Raw genomic sequence first — 18,999 nt, 5'->3', positions numbered from 1 at the left:
CCAGCGCAGTTCCTAACGGGCAATAAGAAGAGCTACAAGAATGGCTACGCTGATTCCCGCGCTGGGTTCGGTCACTTCGCGCATGACCAGTGGAGAACGACGCTTCGCCGAGCGTCTTGAGACCAAGCTGGAAGACGATTACCTGTGTTGGTATGACGTCGCCATCGGCGAGAAAACCAGGCATCCCGATTTCATCGTCTTCCATCCGAGTCGCGGTCTGCTGGTGCTGGAGGTCAAGGACTGGCGGTTGGATTCGATCCGGGAAATCGACAAACAGGATGTCACGTTGCTGACGGATCGCGGACTGGTACGAGAGTTGAATCCCCTCGAGCAGGCCCGGCAGTACATGATCTATGTCACCAACCTGCTGCAGCGCGATCCGCAACTAGTCTGGCCCAGTGGCTCACTAAAGGGCAAGCCGTTCTTCCCTTATGGCTGCGGCGTCGTGCTCTCCAATATCACGCGGGCCCAGTTCGACAAGACCAACCTCGGCGACGTCCTGCCCCCGCATCTGGTGATCTGCCAGGACGAGATGTACGAAACGGTCGACACAGAACGCTTTCAGCAGCGCCTGTGGGAGATGTTCCCGGTCAAGTTCACCTTCAAGCTTTCCCTGCCGCAGATCGAGCGGATTCGCTGGCACCTGTTCCCGCAGATCCGCATGCCTGAGCAACGCGCGCTCTTCCCGGAGGACGTCGCGGAGCCGCTGGATATGCCTGACATCCTTCGCGTCATGGATCTCCAGCAGGAGCAGCTGGCACGCAGTCTCGGCGAAGGCCATCGGGTCATTCATGGTGTCGCCGGCTCTGGCAAGACGATGATCCTGGGCTACCGGGCTGAACATCTGGCAAAGATCGCCACGCGGCCAGTGCTTGTGCTCTGCTACAACAAAACACTCGCCGCCAAGCTGGCGGCGACGATGATCGACAAAGGCATCGAAGAGAAGGTCCACGTCTACAACTTCCATGCGTGGTGCGCGCGGCAGTTGGAGGCTTACAGCATCGACCGCCCCAAGGGCCGCCCCAGCGACGCGCTGTTTGAGGAAATGGTGAACCGGGTTATCCAGGGCGTGGACCGGAAGGCGATCCCCGCCAGTCAGTACGACGCCGTGCTGATCGATGAGGCGCACGACTTCCGGCCGGAGTGGTTCAAGCTGGTCGTCCAGATGGTGAATCCGGAGAGTAATTCGCTGCTGGTGCTCTACGACGACGCGCAGTCCATTTATGGCGGCGCCAGAAAGCGCGGGATGACCTTTGCCAGCGTGGGCATCCAGGCCCGAGGCCGTACGACCATCCTCAAGCTGAACTACCGCAATACGCAGGAGATACTGGCCGTCGCGCGCAGCTTTGCGGATGAGCTGCTGCGGCCGACCGATGCAGCCGAAGACGAAGTGCCTACCGTGCAACCTGTCGGTGCGGGGCGACGCGGCAACAAACCGCTGCTGATCGAATTGCCGACTGCAGAGGCGGAAGCTGAGCGCATTGCGCAGATCCTGACTGACGAAAACCGGGCTGGTACGCCGTGGTCAGAGATGGCGGTGCTCTATCGCCATTGGGACACGGTTGGACACGTCACCAGCGCACTGACGCGCAAAGGCATTCCCTACGAATGCCCTCAGATCACCAAGCGATTTACGCCCGGCGCGGACAGCGTCAAGGTGATCACCATGCATAGCAGCAAAGGATTGGAATTTCCGCTGGTTTGCATTCCGGCCATCGGGATGCCGCATAAGCATGATGAGGCGGAGGAAGATGAGGCGCGACTGGTGTACGTCGCCATGACGCGGGCTACCAGACAATTGGTACTGACACATGGCGCAACATCGCGGTTCGCGGGGAAGCTACGGGATGCCGTGGCCCGGCTCTCCTCTTGAATAACGCCTCGGACACCCCAAAAACAAAACGGGCTACGCAATGCGTAGCCCGTCTTTCAATTCTGGTGCCGGCTGCAGGACTCGAACCCGCCACCTGATGATTACAAATCAACTGCTCTACCTGATGAGCTAAGCCGGCATATTGATGCAGACCGCGATTCTACTTCATTGCGGTCGGCTTTGGGATGGCTTACTTCACCACTTTCAGTGCAGGCTTCTTGCCGCCGATGCGGGGCACCGGAGGCGGCGTGTCGTCGTCGCCGGGGCCGGTGTCGCTGGTGGTTGCCGGGGTTTCGGCTTCGACCGGGGCGAGCTTGGGCGGCGGGTTGTTTTCACGTTCGGTGGCGGCCTGGGTCTCCGGCACGCTGCGTTCGACCGGGAAGGCCATGCCCTGTCCGTTCTCGCGCGCGTAGATCGCCAGCACGTTCTCGACCGGCACGTCGATCTTGCGCGAGACACCGCCGAAGCGTGCGCTGAAGGTGATCCACTCGTTGCCCATGTCCAGGCCGCTGGTGGCGTCGAAGCTGACGTTCAGCACGATCTCGTTGTTCTTGACGAACTCGCGCGGCACGTTGGTGTTGGCGTCGACGAAGACGGCGATGTACGGCGTAAAGCCGTTGTCCGTGCACCACTCGTAGATGGCGCGGATCAGGTAGGGCTTGGTGGAGGTTTCAGGCATTGTGCTTCCAATGGCGCCGCGATGGCCCGAGGGCGGATGCCGTCGGGCCGGTGCCGGTTAGCGGCGCATCACCTTTTCGGACGGGGTCAGCGCTTCGATGTACGCGGGACGGCTGAAAATGCGTTCAGCATACTTCAGCAGAGGCGCGGCGTTCTTCGACAGCTCGATGCCGTAGTGGTCCAGGCGCCACAGCAGCGGCGCGATGGCGACGTCGAGCATCGAGAACTCTTCGCCCAGCATGTACTTGTTCTTGACGAAGATCGGCGCCAGCTGCGTCAGCCGGTCGCGGATCGCGGCGCGGGCGCGTTCGTGGTTCTTTTCCGCGGCCTTGCCCTTTTCGTTCTCCAGCGTGTAGACATGGGTGAACAGTTCCTTTTCGAAGTTGAACAGGAACAGGCGGGCGCGGGCGCGCTGCACCGGGTCGGCCGGCATCAGCTGCGGGTGCGGGAAGCGCTCGTCGATGTATTCGTTGATGATGTTCGACTCATACAGGATGAGGTCGCGCTCGACCAGGATGGGCACCTGGCCGTACGGGTTCATCACCGAAATATCTTCGGGCTTGTTGAACAGGTCGACGTCGCGGATTTCAAAATCCATGCCCTTTTCGAACAGGACAAGGCGGCAACGTTGGGAAAACGGGCAAGTCGTACCCGAATACAACACCATCATGGTTGGATTCCTTGGGCTTAGCCGGAACAGGGTCGGACAGTAAGGTCTGCCATTCTGCCAAAGTCGGCTATCGAAAAGCAAATAAGTGGCAAATGCGTCGCTTTTAATGACTATCGCCTGAAAAAAAGCCAGGGGCGGCGCTGCCTTTTTCGCAGCGACCGCCCCTGGCCTTCTTGGTCAGGGCCCGATCAGGCCCTGCCACGGCTTACTTCACGTCTTTCCAGTACGCCGCGTTAAGGCGCCAGGCGAACACGGTGAATACGCCCAGGAACAGCAGCACCCAGACGCCCAGGCGCTTGCGGTGGTTCTGCGCAGGCTCGGCCATCCAGTCCAGGAAGCTGACGAGGTCGGCCGTCATCTGGTCGTACTCGACCTTGCTCAGCTTGCCCGGGCTCAGTTGCTCGAAGCCGGCGAACTTGTGCACCTTCTCGCCATGCTCTTCCACTTCGGTGAACTTGGCGGCGCGCTGGCCCTGCAGTTCCCACAGCACGTGCGGCATGCCGACGCTCGGGAAAACCAGGTTGTTCCAGCCGGTGGCGCGGCTGTCGTCGCGGTAGAACGTGCGCAGGTAGGTGTAGAGCCAGTCGTCGCCACGGGCGCGCGCGATCACCGACAGGTCAGGCGGCTGCGCGCCGAAGAAGGCCTTGGCTTCCTTCGGCTGCATGGCGATGTTCATGGTCTCGCCCACCTTATCCCCGGTGAACAGCAGGTTCTCGCGGATCTGGTCGTCGGTCAGGCCGATGTCCTTGAGCCGGTTGTAGCGCATCATCGATGCACCGTGGCAGTTCAGGCAGTAGTTGACGAACACCTTGGCGCCGCGCTGCAGCGACGACAGGTCAGCGATGTTCACCGGCGCCGGCTCGAGGGGGAAGCCCCCCTCGGATGCCATGGCGGGCGCGCCGGCAATGCAGGCGCCGGCCAGCGCGAGGATCGAAAGCAGCTTTTTCATCTTGTGTCCTTGTGCTCTTGTCGGGGTTCGCTTCGCTCAGTGCGGGTGGAACGTGACACGCTCCGGGACCGGCTTGAACTCGCCGACACGGCTCCACAGCGGCATGGTCAGGAAGAAGGCGAAGTACAGCAGCGTACCGAGCTGCGACACCTTCTCACCCACCGGCGACGGCGGTTGCACGCCGAGATAGCCGAGCACCAGGAACACCACCACGAAGACGGTCAGGATGGTCTTGTGGAAAGCGGGACGATAGCGGATGGACTTGACCGGCGAGCAGTCCAGCCACGGCAGGAAGAACAGGATCACCACCGAGCCGCCCATCACCAGCACGCCCCAGAACTTGGCGTCGATGAAGTAGAAGCCCACGGCCAGGATCACCGCGATGGCGACGGCGCCGATCTTCACGCGCGCATCCTTGCTGCGCAGGAATACCATGCCGAGCAGCAGCGCGAAGAACACCCACAGGATCGGCAGGAAGTTCGACGTGGTGGCGCGCAGCATCGAGTAGAACGGCGTGAAGTACCAGACCGGCGCGATATGCGGCGGGGTCTTCAGCGGATCGGCCGGGAAGAAGTTGTTATGTTCAAGGAAATACCCGCCCACTTCCGGGAAGAAGAAGATCACGGCCGAGAACAGGACCAGGAAGCCGGCCACCCCCAGGGTGTCATGCACCGAGTAGTACGGGTGGAACGGGATGCCGTCCAGCGGGATGCCGTTTTCGTCCTTCTTGGCCTTGATCTCGACGCCGTCCGGGTTGTTCGAGCCCACTTCGTGCAGCGCGATGATGTGGGCAATGACCAAGGCCAGCAGCACCAGCGGCACGGCGATGACGTGGAACGAGAAGAAGCGGTTCAGGGTCGCGTCGCTGACCACGTAGTCACCGCGAATGAACAGCGACAGGTCCTGGCCGATCACCGGAATCGCCGAGAACAGGTTCACGATCACCTGGGCGCCCCAGTACGACATCTGGCCCCATGGCAGCAGGTAGCCCATGAAGGCTTCGGCCATCAGGCACAGGAAGATCAGGCAGCCGAAGATCCAGACCAGCTCGCGCGGCTTGCGGTACGAACCGTACAGCAGCCCGCGGAACATATGCAGATAGACCACGACGAAGAAGGCCGAGGCGCCGGTTGAATGCATGTAGCGCACCAGCCAGCCCCACGGGACTTCGCGCATGATGTATTCCACACTGGCAAAGGCCACGGGAATGCCGGCCGCGTTCAGCGTGGCGTCGGGCTTGTAGTTCATCACCAGGAAGATGCCGGTGACGATCTGGATCACCAGCACCAGCAGCGCCAGCGAACCGAAGAAATACCAGAAGTTGAAGTTCTTCGGCGCGTAGTAGCGGGACAGGTGGTCTTCCCACAACTGGGTCGCGGGAAAGCGGGCGTCGATCCAGCCCAGCAGGCCGGTCGTCTTGACTTGTTTTTCGGCCGCCATGATCAGGCTTCTCCTTTCTCGTCCTTGCCGATCACGATCTTGCTTTCGGACAGGAACTGGTAGGGGGGAACATCGAGATTCTGCGGAGCCGGCTTGTTCTTGAAGACGCGCCCGGCCAGGTCAAAGGTCGATCCGTGGCAGGGGCAGAGGAAACCGGGATCAGTGCCGAGCTGAGGATTGGCACCGGGGGCGAAAGGGCCCGACGGGGAACAGCCGAGATGGGAACAGATGCCCACTACCACCAGCACGTCCTTGTGCTCGGGACGCGAACGGGTTTCGTTCTTGCAGTACTCGGGCGTCTGCATGGTGAACGGGATATCGGAATTGGGATCGGCCACTTCGCCGTCCGTCTTCTTCAGCGACGCCAGTTGCTCCTCCGTGCGCCGCATGATCCAGACCGGTTTGCCACGCCACTCGACGGTCATCATCTCGCCCGGCTTCAGGGCGCCGATATCCGCCTCGACTGGGGCACCCGCGGCCTTGGCCTTCTCTGATGGTGCAAAGGTACTGACGAAAGGAACCGCTACCGCTACGCCTCCGACGCCGCCAGCGACGGATGTCGCGATCAACCAATTGCGGCGACCTTTATCCACGCTCTTCACGTCTTGCTGGTCACTCATTCCAAACCCCAGGGGAAGTCAATTTAGATTTTGCGTCAACCATAAAGTGTACCTTAGACACCTGCGCACTAGATAGGCAGAAAATGCCACGGCCTCGCGCGATTATCGGACATGCATCCCGGAAATCCGCCTGCACGCTTGATTTCCGGTGAGTGATGCGGCAGGCTTCCAGCTTGAAACCGTTCGTCCATAGCCACAAGAAGGAGAACCCCCCATGGGCATGATCTCGGAATTCAGAACCTTCGCCGTACGCGGCAACGTCATCGACCTGGCTGTCGGTGTGATCATTGGCGCGGCCTTCGGCAAGATCGTGGATTCGGTGGTCAACGACCTGATCATGCCGTTGGTGGGCCGTGTTGTGGGCAAGCTGGACTTCTCCAGCATGTTCATTGCTCTGGCGGATCCCCCTCCCGGGACACCGCTCACGCTCGATGCCCTGAAGAAGGCCGGCGTACCGGTGTTTGCCTATGGCAATTTCCTGACCATCGTCGTCAACTTCATCATCCTGGCCTTCATCATCTTTCTGATGGTGCGCGCCTTCAACCGGATGCGCGCCGAAGAACCGGCGCCGCCGCCCGCCGCCCCGCCCGAGGAAGTGGCGCTGCTGCGTGAAATCCGTGACAGCCTGAAGGCCCGCTGATCGAGTCCCGAACGATAAAACGGCCCCGCTGGGGCCGTTTTGCTTTTTGTCAGATCACACCGGATTCGGAATATCAATAAAGGTATGGCGCAGGCCGAAGCGTTCGGCCACATGCTCGCCCAGCGAGCGAATGCCATAGCGCTCGGTGGCATGATGGCCCGCTGCCAGATACGCCACGCCGCTCTCGCGCGCGAGGTGCGTGGTCTGCTCCGAGACTTCTCCGCTCAGATAGGCGTCGACGCCGGCGGCCACCGCGGCATCGAAATACCCTTGGGCCCCGCCCGTGCACCAGCCCACCGTGCGGATCATCTGCTCGGGCGCGCCGATCACCAGCGGTTCCCGCCCGAGCACGCCGCCGACATGCGCAGCCAGCGCGGCAAGTGGCATCGGCGCGGGCAGCGTGCCGGTCCAGCCCAGCTGGTCGTCGCTGAAGCGGCCGGTGGGCGTGAAACCGAGCTGCAGGCCAAGTTGCGCGTTATTGCCGAATTCCGGGTGATTATCCAGCGGCAGGTGGTAGGCGAACAGATTGATATCGGCCCCGAGCAGGCGCTTCAGGCGCGCATGCTTCTGCCCCACCACGCGCGCATCCTCGCTTTTCCAGAAATAACCGTGATGCACGAGGATGGCGTCGGCACCCGCCTCGACCGCGGCATCGACCAGCGCCAGGCTTGCCGTCACCCCGGTCACCACATGTGTGATCTCCGAGCGACCTTGCACTTGCAGCCCATTGGGACAATAGTCCTTGTAGCGGGAAACTTCCAACAGGTCGTTCAAGTACAATTCAAGCTCTTTTGTTTTCATTTTCTGCTCAAAACTCCAATATGTTGCGGCGCTTTTGGCTGTTCTTTGCCCAGGCTGTCACCGTCGTGCTGGCGGTCTGGTTCGTCGTGGCAACGCTCAAGCCTGAATGGCTGCAGAGGGGGCGCGTCGCGGTCCAATCCGGCTCGCCCATCGTGGCGCTCAAGGAGGTCGTGCCCAACGTGTCCGGTCCTGCGGCCGAAGGGTCATACAGCGAAGCCGCCCAGCTGGCCATGCCGGCGGTGGTCAATATCTTTACCAGCAAGAACGGCAACAAGCGCTCGCCCAACCCGCAGGCCGAGGATCCGTGGTTCCGCTTCTTCTTCGGCGACCGCCTGCCCGAGCGGCAGGAGCCGGTCTCCAGCCTGGGGTCCGGCGTTATTGTCAGCGCCGAGGGTTACATTCTAACCAACCACCACGTGGTCGACGGCGCCGACGAGATCGAGATCGCGCTGACCGATGGCCGCAAGGCCAACGCCAAGATGGTCGGCTCCGACCCGGAAACCGACCTGGCCGTGCTGAAGGTGACGCTCAAGGATCTGCCGGCGATCACGCTGGGCCGGCTCGAGAACGTGAAGGTCGGCGATGTGGTGCTGGCCATCGGCAACCCGTTCGGCGTGGGCCAGACCGTGACCATGGGCATCGTGTCCGCACTTGGCCGCAGCCACCTGGGTATCAACACCTTCGAGAACTTTATCCAGACCGATGCCGCGATCAACCCCGGCAACTCGGGCGGCGCCCTGGTAGATGCGCAGGGCAACCTGCTGGGTATCAACACGGCGATCTATTCGCGCTCGGGCGGTTCGCTGGGTATCGGCTTCGCCATTCCGGTATCGACGGCCAAGCAGGTGATGGAGTCGATTATCTCGACCGGCAGCGTGACACGTGGCTGGATCGGCGTCGAGCCGCAGGACATGACGCCGGAGATCGCCGAGTCGTTCGGACTCGATGCCAAGGAAGGCGCACTGATCGCCGCCGTGGTTCAGGGTGGCCCGGCCGACAAGGCGGGCGTGCGGCCGGGCGATGTGCTGACCAAGGTGGATGGCTTGTCGATCACGGACACCACGGCACTTCTCAATGCCATTGCGCAGCTCAAGCCAGGCGTGGACATCAAGATGACGGTGATCCGCCGCGGCAAGCCGACGGACCTGACGGTCACCATCGGCAAGCGGCCACCGCCGCCGCGCCGCTCGCTGCCGTTCGAAGAAGAAGAGTAAGCCCCAGGCCTTTCCGGTACCGGAGCAAGCAAACCCGCCAGCGATGGCGGGTTTTTTATCGCTGCATCGTCAGTGAGTTGGCAGAAGCGCCAAGAGCGGAAGCCGCTGGCGTCCCGCTGCGGCAGAGCGGCACGAAGACGGTTGCTTTGGCGATGGCAGCCCATTCCGATCGATCCGTCAGCGTGCTGAGCTTAGCGGCCAGTCTCCGAGTGGCTTGACCGTGCCACTGCCTGACGGAGTCCAAATGAAAAATCCCGTGGTCTGACGGCAACGCGGACGCAGCGCAAGGCACCAGCCTTGCTATCGATTGCCTCGCCTCGGATTGCACAAAAGAAAACGCCGGCATCCTTGCGGATGCCGGCGTTCTTCAAGTCAACCTTCAGCGGGCGGATGCCCGCGTCAGATTAGAACTTGTGGCGCAGGCCGACCACAGCACCGAACTGGTCCTTGCCGGCTTGGACGGTGTTGAAGCCGTTCACGCCCAGCAGCGAACCGTTGTCGTTCAGAGCGTACGACAGCGAGGTGTACACGTCGGTACGCTTCGACAGCGCGTAGTCGGCGGTCACGACGAACTGCCACGGATCGGCGTCGCTCTTGCGGAAGTCTTGGTAGTACGCAGCGCCCGACAGCGAGAACGCCGGGGTCAGCTGGTAACCCAGACCCAGCCAGTACAGGTTGGAGGTACCGTTGACGCCCAGCGGGTTTTCGGCAGTCGCGATTTGGCCCGGCAGGCTCGCGCCGTCAGCAGCCTTGGCCCAACGGTAGCCAGCGTAGACCTTGGCCGGTCCGAAGGCGTAGTTGGCACCAACGGTGGCGCGGCGGATACGCTGACCGCTTGCGTCGACAGGAGCAGCGGCGGGGCCGGTGGTCGTGCCGTGGATTTCGTCATAAGCAGCACCAACCGAGAACGGGCCAGCTGCGTAGTTCAGCATGGCGCCATACTCTTGGCCGCGGCGGAAGGCGCCGGCGACTTCCTGGCCGTTGCTGTTGAAGCTGTAGAAGGCCGAAGCGGTCAGGCCACCGAACTTGCCGATGTACTTGACGGTGTTGTCAGCGCGCGAAGCGAAAGCGGCGTCCTGAGCCAGGATACCGTAGCGCGACGAGATGGCCATCGGGTCATAGATCAGACCGAAGTCGTAGAAGGCGGTCTGTTGACGGCCCAGCAGCAGCGAACCGAAGTTGCTTTGCAGACCGACGTAGGCTTGACGACCGAACAGACGACCGCCTTGGGCCGAACGACCGTCATCCAGGTCGAAGCCGCTTTCCAGGACGAACACGCCCTTCAGACCGCCACCCAGGTCTTCCACGCCACGCAGGCCCCAGCGCGAACCGGACTGGTTACCCGACGACATGCGGAACAGATCGTCGCCGGCAGCGTTGGCCTTGCTGACGTATTCGAGACCGACGTCAGCCACGCCGTACAGGGTTACGCTCGATTGGGCATAAGCGCCGCCAGCGGCCAGAGCGGCGACGGCAGCAGCAAACAGTTTCATCTTCATATCGACACTTTCCTTGTCAACTGATTGGGAAATCTTGGTTGCCCAAGTGCTTGGGCGACGCATTTACATTCACGTCTGCTGCGTATTATGTGCCAGCCCCCCCGGCCGTCAGAAGGCTTTTTCGGCGTAAACCATGCTGACTGGCGGTTTTTGTTGTCAGGGAGCAACAAGAATGCGGTCGGAAATCCCCATTTTGGTGCATTCGAGTACCCAGCCTGCGAAAAAGCCTGCTTCAGCGCGATTCGTCGGGCTGTGTTTCTGCGGAAGTGGCCTCTTGGGCTGCCGGGCGGCCGATGAAACGGGCCAGGATCAGCCCAAGTTCATAGAGCGCCACGAGAGGAACCGCGAGCAGCAGTTGCGACAGCACGTCCGGCGGCGTGACGATGGCGGCAATGATGAAGGCCCCGACGATCACATAGGGGCGGATCTGCTTGAGCTTTTCCAGTTCCACCACGCCGAACCGCACCAGCACGATCACCACCACCGGCACTTCGAAGGTAATGCCGAAAGCCAGGAACGTGGTCATGGCGAAGCTGAGGTATTTGTCGATGTCGGTGGACATCTCCGCCCCCAGCGGCGCGTTGTAGTGCGCCATGAAATGGAACACCGTGGGAAACACCAGAAAATACGCAAATGCCACGCCGCACAGGAACAGGAAATAACTGCTCGATACCAGCGGCAGGATCAGGCGCTTCTCATGCTGGTACAGGCCGGGCGCGACAAATTGCCAGACCTGGTACAGCACCCACGGCAGCGCGATCAGGAACGCCACCAGCAAGGTCACCTTCATCGGCACGAAGAACGAGCCGGTCACATCCGTGACGATCATCTTGCCGCCCTTGGGCAGCGATTCCATCAGCGGCGCGGAGAACAGGTTGAAGATGACCGGTGCCCAGTAGACCAGCGAGACGAACACCACGATGATGCCGGCCACCGCCTTGACCAGTCGCTGGCGCAACTCGATCAGGTGGGAGATAAAGGTTTCCTGCTGCGACTCGTCTTGCGGGTCTTGGGGATCGGAGGACCGGGTGTCGCTCATGGCGTGAACCGCTCAGCCGGGAGGGCTGGCAAGTGGATCGATGAAACCGCAACGTGGCGGCGTGGGGAGGCGGACACAACGACAGCGGCCACCACGGCCGGCAGGAATTCGCCGCGCGCCATGCTTATTCGAAGAAGGAACGGGAAGGCCGGCGCGCCGGCCGGTGCCGCTTGACGCGCGCCGCGCCCGACTGCACCCAGACGCGGACATTGTGCTGGCGCTTGAACCACAGCGGACGCGCGCCCTGCTTGACGCGCCAGCTCTTGCGTCCGTTGTGCGCCTTGTGCGCCGCATCCCAGCTGGGCACGAAGCCCCCGCTGGCGTCGCTGCTGCCGCCGGCGCCGCTGGCTGCGCCGGTTTCGGCGCCGCCGAGGGCTTCGTTGAGCGACTGAGTCTGCTCGCTGACTTCCTTATGGATGGTGCGCTCGACATCGCGCGCGGCGTCCTCGAATTCCGTGCGCATCTTGCGCAGTTCTTCCAGTTCGACCTCGCGGCTGACCTCGGCCTTGACGTCGTTGATGTAGCGCTGCGCGCGGCCGACCAGCGCGCCCACCGTGCGCGCGACCTTGGGCAGCCGCTCGGGACCGATCACGATCAGTGCCACGGCGCCGATCAGCGCCAGCTTGGAAATGCCGAGATCAATCATGCGGACACATCATGCGGACAACATGCGGAATAGCGCGGACGCGCAATGACACGCGGCAGCGAAGTTTGCGTGGGAGGGACGGCACACCGCCGACTTATTGCTGGCGGGACTTTTCCTTGGCGTCGACGTCGATGGTGGTGGAATCGCGCAGTTCCTTGGACGCGGCCGGCTGGGCGCTCTTGTCCTCGCCGTCCTTCATGCCGTCCTTGAAGCCCTTGACCGCGCCACCCAGGTCCTGGCCCATATTGCGCAGCTTCTTGGTGCCGAACACCAGCATGACGATCACCAGCACGATCAGCCAGTGCCAAATGCTAAACGAACCCATTTCTTGCTCCTGATGCAGCCGCGGGCGCAATCATTGATGCCCGGACCCGTTGTTCCGTCCCTTGATGGCCGCGCCGGGCGACGGTTGCCGGCGCAGCTTCTGCCCGGGCGTTGCCGCCGCGGACACTCCCCTGCCAAGGCTGCCTGGTCAGGGCAGCGGTCCCTTCCAGGCGTGGCGCGGTCCACCAAGCACATGCAGGTGCAGGTGGTAGACCTCCTGTCCGCCGTCCGGGCCGGTGTTGATCACCGTCCGGAAGCCGTTGGAGCAGCCGGCCGCGCGCGCCAGTTCTGGCACCTTCAGCATCATTCTAGCAAGCAGCTCTCCTTCGCCGGCGCCGCAATCGGCCAACGAGTCGACATGTGTCTTGGGAATGACCAGCAAGTGTACCGGGGCCTTGGGATGGATATCGTGGAAAGCCAGCATGTCGTCGTCTTCATAGACTTTGTTCGACGGCAGCTGGCCGGCCACGATCTTGCAGAAGATGCAATTATCCTGAGCGTTCATGAAAATTTCATTGCGACGGCCGCGACACCAATGGCCACCTCGTGCATCAGGCTGCCCGGCATCCCGACATCAGAACTGCTGGTCCGGGTACATCGGCTTGCTGTCGTTCAGATACAGCCAGCCCTTGACGATACGATACAGCATCCACAGCGACAGCACGCCCCACACGGCAAAGGCCAGCGGCATCAGTACGACTGTCGCGAACAGCACCCCGCCCAGCACGCCCCAGGCCACCGACCACCAGAACGAGCGGATCTGCCAGGCGAAGTGCGAGGCATACAGCGAGCCGCGGGCGTCATCGCGCTTGACGTAGTCGATCACGATGGCGATCAGGGCGGTGATGCCGCCGGTGAGCCAGAAGATCGCATACAGCGCGTACAGGATGTGCAGCAGCTTGCGCAGGCTCCCCAGCTGTTCGCCGCTGGGAGTGGTGACCTGCCCGGTGTAGTCGTTCGCCATAATCGCCCTCGGTTGGAAGCCTGCCTTGCGGCAGGCGGGAAACCGGCCGGCACCCGCGCCGGCTAGTCCTTGCGCCGGGCCTTTTCTTCCATGCCGGACAGCCCTTCGCGCCGCGCCAGCTCGTTGACCACGTCAGCCGGCGTCAGGCCGAAGTTTGCCAGCAGCACCATGCTGTGGAACCACAGGTCGGCCACTTCATAGACCACCTTGCCGGCCGCGGCGCCGCTTTCGCCGGCGGCGCGCGCGTCCTTGGCGGCCATCACGGTCTCGGTGGCTTCCTCGCCGATCTTCTTCAGGATGGCGTCGTCGCCCTTGCTGAACAGGCGCGCCACGTAGGACTTGTCGGGGTCGCCGCCATTGGCGGGCTTGCGCGATTCCAGCACCTCGGCCAGGCGCGCCAGGACATCGTTGCTGCTGAGTGCGTTGTCGCTCATGGCTTGGTGTAGATCTGGGCAGGGTCCTTCAGCACCGGCTCGACGGTCTGCCAGTCGCCGGCATCCGCATCGCCCTCGAATTTCTGGAAGAAGCAGGAATGGCGCCCGGTATGGCAGGCGATGCTGTCGATTTGCGTCACCTTCAGCAGCACCACGTCTTCATCGCAGTCCAGGCGGATCTCGTGCACCTTCTGCACATGGCCCGATTCTTCGCCCTTGTGCCACAGGCGCTTGCGCGAGCGCGACCAGAACACGGCCTCGCCCAGCTCCACGGTGCGCAGCAGCGCTTCGCGGTTCATGAACGCAAACATCAGCACGTCGTTCGAGCCGACTTCCTGCACGATCACCGGCACCAGGCCGTTGTCGTCCCACTTAACCTTGTTGAGCCACTTCTTCGGCATGATCAGATCCGCACCGGAATGCCCTCGCGGGCCATGAATGCCTTGGCTTCGCCCACGGTATGTTGGCCGTAGTGGAAGATGCTGGCGGCCAGCACTGCGTCGGCGCGGCCCTGGGTGATGCCGTCGGCCAGGTCCTGCAGGCCGCCGACGCCGCCCGAGGCGATCACCGGCACCGGCACCGCATCGCTGACCGCCCGCGTCAGCTCCAGGTCGAAGCCGCTCTTGGTGCCGTCGCGGTCCATGCTGGTCAGCAGGATCTCGCCCGCGCCGCGGGTCGCCATCTCTCGCGCCCATTGCACCGCATCCAGCCCGGTTGCCTTGCGCCCGCCATGGGTAAAGACTTCCCAGCGCGGCGCTTCGCCCGGGGCGGAGCTGCGCTTGGCGTCGATCGCCACCACGATGCACTGCGAGCCATAGCGCGCGGTAGCGTCCGACACCAGTTGCGGATTGGCAATCGCCGACGAATTGACGCTGATCTTGTCGGCGCCGGCATTGAGCAGCCGGCGCACGTCTTCGACGGTGCGCACGCCGCCGCCCACCGTCAGCGGGATGAACACCTGGGAGGCGACGTCCTCGATGATATGCAGCATCAGGTCGCGCCCGTCGCTGGTCGCGGTGATGTCCAGGAATGTGATTTCGTCGGCGCCCTGCTCGTCATAGCGGCGCGCGATTTCCACGGGATCGCCCGCGTCGCGCAGCTCGACAAAGTTGACGCCCTTGACCACCCGCCCGTTGGTCACGTCCAGGCAGGGGATGATACGTTTGGCTAGCATGAGATTCCTTGTCCGCCACCGCTGCCGTGCCGGCAGCGGCCAGGCGGCCGCGCCCCGCGGCGCCGTTGCTTATTGCCCGTTGCGCAGCTTGTCCGCAAGCGCCTGCGCGTCGGCAAAGTTGAGGTCGCCGGAATAGATCGCGCGGCCGCAGATGACCCCTTCCACGCCCTCGCCTTCGACCGCGCACAGGTTGTCGATATCGGCCAGGTTGGACAGCCCGCCGCTGGCGATCACCGGGATCGACATCGATTGCGCCAGCTTGACGGTGGCATCGATATTGATCCCCTGCAGCATGCCGTCGCGGCCGATGTCGGTGTAGATGATGGCCTCGACGCCGTAGTCTTCGTATTTGCGCGCCAGGTCCGCCACCTCGTGGCCGGTCAGCTTGCTCCAGCCGTCGGTGGCCACCTTGCCATCCTTGGCATCGAGCCCGACGATGATATGGCCGCCGAAGGCCGAGCAGGCGTCCTTCAGGAACCCCGGGTTTTTCACCGCCGCGGTGCCGATGATGACGTACGAGAGCCCGTCGTCCAGCCAGCGCTCGATGGTGTTCAGGTCGCGGATGCCGCCGCCCAGCTGCACCGGGATCTCGTCGCCGACTTCGGCGATGATGGCCTTGATGGCGGCCTCGTTGCGGGGCTTGCCCACGAACGCGCCGTTCAGGTCCACCAGGTGCAGGCGGCGGGCGCCCTGCTGCACCCAGTGGCGTGCCATGGCGGCGGGATCTTCGGAAAAGACGGTGGCCTGGTCCATGTCGCCTTGTTTGAGGCGTACACACTGACCGTCCTTCAGGTCGATGGCCGGAATGAGCAACATATGCGTGACGAGCGTGGTTGAGTGAGTGAGATTGAGCGAGACCGGCGCGTGCCGGTCAGGTCGGGTCGATAGTCGATCGGAAACGGGTCAGGTGCCGGGTCGGTTAGCGGTCGAGCAACGGGTAAACAAGCGATTCGCGAATCGGCAAGCTGCGCTTCAGGGATTCCAGTGGACGAAGTTCCGGTACAGCTGCAGGCCCATGGCCGCGCTTTTTTCGGGGTGGAACTGCGTCGCGAAAATATTATCGCGCGCTACCGCGCTGGTAAACACGACTCCGTATTCCGTTTCGCCGGCAATATGGGCCGGATCCTGCGCCTGCACATAGTAGCTGTGGACGAAATAGAACCAGCTGTCGTCCGGGATGCCGCTCCACAGCGGGTGCGGCCTGGCCTGGCGCACCCGGTTCCAGCCCATCTGCGGCACCTTGAAACGCGAGCCGTCGGGCTGGGTCATGCCATCCAGCGCGAAGCGCACCACCTGTCCGGGCATCAGGCCGAGCGCCGCGGTGCGATCCGTGCCGGCCCGGGTTTCAGTGCTGAACTCGAACAGCATCTGCTCGCCCACGCACACGCCCAGCATCGGCTTGCTCGCGGCGGCCTCGACCACCGCTTGCTGCAGCCCGGACGCGCCCAGCGCCGACATGCAGTCGGGCATCGCGCCCTGGCCCGGCAGCACCACGCGGTCCGCCGAGCGGATGCCTTCGGGCGCATCCACGACCCGGACATCGGCTTCCGGCGCCGCGGCACGCAGCGCCTGCGCCACCGAGCGCAGGTTGCCCATGCCGTAATCCACAATTGCTATGGTAGTCATGATTTCAAAACAGGCAACAATGTCTTCAGCCCGTCCACGATGAATTCCACGGCCAGCGCCGACAGGATCAAGCCCATCAGGCGCGTGCCGATATTGATGCCGGTGCGCCCGATCACCCGGGCGATCGGGTCCGCCGCGCGGAACACCAGATACACCACGGAGCCCAGCAGCGCGCCGATGCCCACCAGGATCAGCAACTGGTACCAGTGCTGGGTCTTGCCGGCATAGACGATCACTGTGCTGATCGAGCCCGGCCCGGTCAGCAGCGGCAGCGCCAGCGGCACCACCGCAATGCTGGACTTTACCTCGGCCTCGTCCTCTTCTTCCGGCGTGGCCTTGGTGCGACTGGTTTGCGCATTCAGCATGTTCATGGCCATCATGATCATGATGAGCCCGCCGCCCACCTGCAGCGATGCCACCGAGATATTGAAGAACTCGATGATCTGCTGACCCAGCAACGCCGACACCGCCACCACGATCGCCACCGAGATCGACGCGATCTTGATGGTATGCCGCTTTTCCGCTTCAGTCTGCTGGGTGGTCAGGCTGATGAAGAACGGGATCGCCCCGATCGGGTTGATCAGCGCCAGCAGCGAGATAAACGACTTGAGCGTATCCATTGGTTGCGGGTCGCCAGCATCGCTGGCCGGGTTCGGGGAAGGTCAGCGGGCGCCGCAACCAGCCGGCACGCCTACGGTTTCAGCAAGCTCAGAGCGTACCCTTGGTCGACGGGATCGTATTGGCCGCGCGCGGGTCAAGCTCCACCGCCATGCGCAGCGCCCGGCCAAAGGCCTTGAACACGGTCTCGCACTGGTGATGGGCGTTGATGCCGCGCAGGTTGTCGATATGCAGGGTCACGCCGGCATGGTTGACGAAGCCGCGGAAGAACTCGATGGTCAGGTCCACGTCGAAGCTGCCCACGCGCGCGCGCGTGAACGGAACGTGGAACTCCAGCCCCGGGCGGCCGGAGAAATCGATCACCACGCGCGACAGGCATTCGTCCAGCGGCACGTAGCTGTGGCCGTAGCGGGTGATGCCCTTCTTGTCGCCGATGGCCCTGGCCACTGCCTGGCCGAGCGTAATGCCTACGTCTTCCACCGTATGGTGGTCGTCGATATGCGTGTCGCCGGTGGCTTCGACCTCCAGGTCGAACATGCCATGCCGGGCGATCTGGTCCAGCATGTGGTCGAGGAACGGCACGCCCGACGCCAGCTTCTGGCGGCCGCTGCCGTCGAGATTCAGGGAAACGCGAATCTGCGTTTCCGAAGTATTGCGGGTGACCTCTGCAACACGCATGGTGTTAATCCTGCAGCGAAGCTGCGAATGCCTCAAGGAACTGCGCGTTTTCTTCGGGCGTGCTGACCGTGACGCGCAGACAATTGGCCAGCAACGGGTGCATTTTACTCACGTTCTTGATCAATACCTTCCGCGCCAGCAGGCGCTCGAAGGTCTGTGCGGCATCCGGCACGCGCACCAGCAGGAAGTTGGCGGCGCTGGGGAACACGGTGACCCCCGGCTGCGCGGCCATGCCGTCGGCCACGCGCGTACGTTCGGCCCGCAGTTGCGCGGCCTGTTCGTCCAGCACCGCCACATGCTCGAGCGCGAACAGCGCGGCGGCCTCGGTCAGCACGTTGACGTTGTAGGGCGGGCGCACCTTGTCCAGCTGCGCCAGCCATTCCGGCGCGCCGGCCAGGTAGCCCAGGCGGATGCCGGCCAGGCCGAGCTTCGATACGGTGCGCATCACCAGCAGGTTGCCGAAGTCAGTCAGGCGCGGCATCCAGCTGTGCTGGGCGAACGGCTGGTAGGCTTCGTCGACCACCACCAGGCTGTTGCAGACCTCGCCCTGGGCGGCGCGGATGATGGCCGCCATGTCTTCGGCGTCGAACAGGTTGCCGGTAGGGTTGTTCGGGTAGGCCAGATAGATGATGGCGGGCTGCTGCGCGGCCATCGCCGCCAGCATCGCGGCGCGGTCCAGCGTGAAGTCGGCGCGCAGCGGCACGCCGACGAACTGCAGGCCGGCAAACTGCGCGGACATCGCATACATGACGAAGCCCGGCACCGGCGCCATCACCTTCGCGCCCGGCCTGGCCGCGGCCAGCGCCAGCATGCTGATAAGCTCGTCCGAGCCGTTGCCGAGCAGCACGTCCATGCCGGCCGGCACCTGCATCACGCGCTTGAGCGCGGCGCGCAGCGCTTCGCTGCTCGGCACCGGATAGCGGTTCAGCGCGACTTCGCCCAGGCGCTCGGCCAGTTGCTGGCGCAGCGCGGGCGGCAGGCGGTACGGGTTCTCCATCGCGTCGAGCTTGACCAGACCGTGCGAATCCGGCACGTGGTAGGCGCCCATGGCGCGCACGTCGTCACGGATGATGCGTTCGATCAGGGAGGGCTCTACGGCTGACATGGGAACT

The 18,999-nt window shown here is 63.3% G+C and carries 23 protein-coding genes and 1 tRNA gene; 3 read left to right on the top strand and 21 right to left on the bottom strand.

The window, feature by feature from the left end:
• The first annotated feature begins 40 nt into the window (after positions 1–40).
• Entirely contained in the window at positions 41–1,873 is a 1,833-nt protein-coding gene (locus MKD38_RS20015) for a 3'-5' exonuclease (RefSeq protein WP_252679297.1), read from the top strand.
• Positions 1,874–1,936: 63 nt separating this feature from the next.
• Here MKD38_RS20015 and MKD38_RS20010 read toward each other — a convergent pair.
• The 6 genes from MKD38_RS20010 to petA form a co-directional block, all read right to left on the bottom strand.
• Positions 1,937–2,012: transfer RNA gene (locus MKD38_RS20010), tRNA-Thr, on the bottom strand.
• Positions 2,013–2,063: 51 nt separating this feature from the next.
• The gene (locus MKD38_RS20005; RefSeq protein ID WP_111521356.1) at positions 2,064–2,552 is read right to left on the bottom strand and encodes a ClpXP protease specificity-enhancing factor; all 489 of its coding nucleotides are present in this window, start codon (positions 2,550–2,552) and stop codon (positions 2,064–2,066) included.
• Between the two features lie 57 nt (positions 2,553–2,609).
• Positions 2,610–3,221, bottom strand: coding sequence for a glutathione S-transferase N-terminal domain-containing protein (locus tag MKD38_RS20000; protein ID WP_010812311.1), 612 nt, complete (start codon positions 3,219–3,221; stop codon positions 2,610–2,612).
• Positions 3,222–3,426: 205 nt separating this feature from the next.
• Complete coding sequence (locus MKD38_RS19995) at positions 3,427–4,170, bottom strand: cytochrome c1 (protein ID WP_252679295.1); 744 nt, start codon at positions 4,168–4,170, stop codon at positions 3,427–3,429.
• Between the two features lie 36 nt (positions 4,171–4,206).
• Positions 4,207–5,610 (bottom strand): cytochrome b, encoded by a 1,404-nt coding sequence (locus MKD38_RS19990; RefSeq protein ID WP_252679293.1) that lies wholly within the window; start codon positions 5,608–5,610, stop codon positions 4,207–4,209.
• Between the two features lie 2 nt (positions 5,611–5,612).
• Positions 5,613–6,230 carry a ubiquinol-cytochrome c reductase iron-sulfur subunit gene (gene petA / locus MKD38_RS19985; RefSeq protein ID WP_018004948.1) on the bottom strand — a complete coding sequence of 206 codons (618 nt, stop codon included), beginning with the start codon at positions 6,228–6,230 and terminating at the stop codon, positions 5,613–5,615.
• A 214-nt stretch (positions 6,231–6,444) separates the two neighbouring features.
• On the opposite strand from petA, the gene mscL reads away from it, so the two are divergent.
• On the top strand, positions 6,445–6,870 hold the full coding sequence (mscL, locus tag MKD38_RS19980) for a large conductance mechanosensitive channel protein MscL (protein ID WP_305882531.1): 426 nt from the start codon (positions 6,445–6,447) through the stop codon (positions 6,868–6,870).
• Between the two features lie 54 nt (positions 6,871–6,924).
• Here the strand turns inward: mscL and MKD38_RS19975 are convergent, their stop codons facing one another.
• Entirely contained in the window at positions 6,925–7,671 is a 747-nt protein-coding gene (locus tag MKD38_RS19975) for a Nif3-like dinuclear metal center hexameric protein (protein WP_252679284.1), read from the bottom strand.
• 20 nt (positions 7,672–7,691) lie between these two features.
• On the opposite strand from MKD38_RS19975, the gene MKD38_RS19970 reads away from it, so the two are divergent.
• Positions 7,692–8,885: a Do family serine endopeptidase gene (locus MKD38_RS19970; RefSeq protein WP_112776715.1), complete on the top strand. Its 1,194-nt coding sequence runs from the start codon at positions 7,692–7,694 to the stop codon at positions 8,883–8,885.
• A 404-nt stretch (positions 8,886–9,289) separates the two neighbouring features.
• Here MKD38_RS19970 and MKD38_RS19965 read toward each other — a convergent pair whose 3' ends face one another.
• The 14 genes from MKD38_RS19965 to hisC form a co-directional block, all read right to left on the bottom strand.
• Positions 9,290–10,384, bottom strand: a complete 1,095-nt coding sequence (locus MKD38_RS19965; protein WP_252679275.1) for a porin — start codon at positions 10,382–10,384, stop codon at positions 9,290–9,292.
• Positions 10,385–10,616: 232 nt separating this feature from the next.
• Complete coding sequence (gene tatC, locus MKD38_RS19960) at positions 10,617–11,423, bottom strand: twin-arginine translocase subunit TatC (protein ID WP_252679272.1); 807 nt, start codon at positions 11,421–11,423, stop codon at positions 10,617–10,619.
• 124 nt (positions 11,424–11,547) lie between these two features.
• The gene (gene tatB, locus MKD38_RS19955; protein WP_252679264.1) at positions 11,548–12,069 is read right to left on the bottom strand and encodes a Sec-independent protein translocase protein TatB; all 522 of its coding nucleotides are present in this window, start codon (positions 12,067–12,069) and stop codon (positions 11,548–11,550) included.
• Positions 12,070–12,163: 94 nt separating this feature from the next.
• Positions 12,164–12,394 carry a Sec-independent protein translocase subunit TatA gene (gene tatA / locus MKD38_RS19950; protein ID WP_252679255.1) on the bottom strand — a complete coding sequence of 77 codons (231 nt, stop codon included), beginning with the start codon at positions 12,392–12,394 and terminating at the stop codon, positions 12,164–12,166.
• A 147-nt stretch (positions 12,395–12,541) separates the two neighbouring features.
• Complete coding sequence (locus tag MKD38_RS19945; RefSeq protein WP_252679252.1) at positions 12,542–12,898, bottom strand: histidine triad nucleotide-binding protein; 357 nt, start codon at positions 12,896–12,898, stop codon at positions 12,542–12,544.
• Between the two features lie 69 nt (positions 12,899–12,967).
• Positions 12,968–13,357 carry a DUF4870 family protein gene (locus tag MKD38_RS19940; protein WP_115705107.1) on the bottom strand — a complete coding sequence of 130 codons (390 nt, stop codon included), beginning with the start codon at positions 13,355–13,357 and terminating at the stop codon, positions 12,968–12,970.
• Between the two features lie 62 nt (positions 13,358–13,419).
• Positions 13,420–13,791, bottom strand: a complete 372-nt coding sequence (locus MKD38_RS19935; protein WP_252679249.1) for a phosphoribosyl-ATP diphosphatase — start codon at positions 13,789–13,791, stop codon at positions 13,420–13,422.
• Positions 13,788–14,192 (bottom strand): phosphoribosyl-AMP cyclohydrolase, encoded by a 405-nt coding sequence (gene hisI / locus MKD38_RS19930; protein WP_092317504.1) that lies wholly within the window; start codon positions 14,190–14,192, stop codon positions 13,788–13,790. Before hisI ends, MKD38_RS19935 begins: the two co-directional genes overlap by 4 nt.
• A gap of 2 nt (positions 14,193–14,194) precedes the next feature.
• Positions 14,195–14,965, bottom strand: coding sequence for an imidazole glycerol phosphate synthase subunit HisF (hisF, locus tag MKD38_RS19925; RefSeq protein ID WP_062801924.1), 771 nt, complete (start codon positions 14,963–14,965; stop codon positions 14,195–14,197).
• 69 nt (positions 14,966–15,034) lie between these two features.
• Positions 15,035–15,781: a 1-(5-phosphoribosyl)-5-[(5-phosphoribosylamino)methylideneamino]imidazole-4-carboxamide isomerase gene (hisA, locus tag MKD38_RS19920; RefSeq protein ID WP_252679246.1), complete on the bottom strand. Its 747-nt coding sequence runs from the start codon at positions 15,779–15,781 to the stop codon at positions 15,035–15,037.
• Between the two features lie 156 nt (positions 15,782–15,937).
• Positions 15,938–16,591, bottom strand: coding sequence for an imidazole glycerol phosphate synthase subunit HisH (gene hisH, locus MKD38_RS19915; RefSeq protein ID WP_252679244.1), 654 nt, complete (start codon positions 16,589–16,591; stop codon positions 15,938–15,940).
• Positions 16,588–17,211, bottom strand: a complete 624-nt coding sequence (locus MKD38_RS19910) for a YchE family NAAT transporter (RefSeq protein ID WP_116383707.1) — start codon at positions 17,209–17,211, stop codon at positions 16,588–16,590. The genes hisH and MKD38_RS19910 overlap by 4 nt, the downstream gene beginning before the upstream one ends.
• 88 nt (positions 17,212–17,299) lie before the next feature.
• A complete protein-coding gene (gene hisB, locus MKD38_RS19905) occupies positions 17,300–17,887 on the bottom strand; it encodes an imidazoleglycerol-phosphate dehydratase HisB (RefSeq protein WP_010812330.1) in 588 nt (195 codons plus the stop codon).
• A 4-nt stretch (positions 17,888–17,891) separates the two neighbouring features.
• The gene (gene hisC / locus MKD38_RS19900) at positions 17,892–18,992 is read right to left on the bottom strand and encodes a histidinol-phosphate transaminase (RefSeq protein WP_252679229.1); all 1,101 of its coding nucleotides are present in this window, start codon (positions 18,990–18,992) and stop codon (positions 17,892–17,894) included.
• Positions 18,993–18,999 lie beyond the last annotated feature (7 nt).

Source organism: Cupriavidus sp. WGlv3, assembly GCF_023952475.1.
GTDB classification, from domain to species: Bacteria; Pseudomonadota; Gammaproteobacteria; order Burkholderiales; family Burkholderiaceae; genus Cupriavidus; species Cupriavidus phytorum.
Note: the sequence above shows the minus strand (reverse complement) of the source record. Positions and strands in the feature narration are given on the sequence as shown.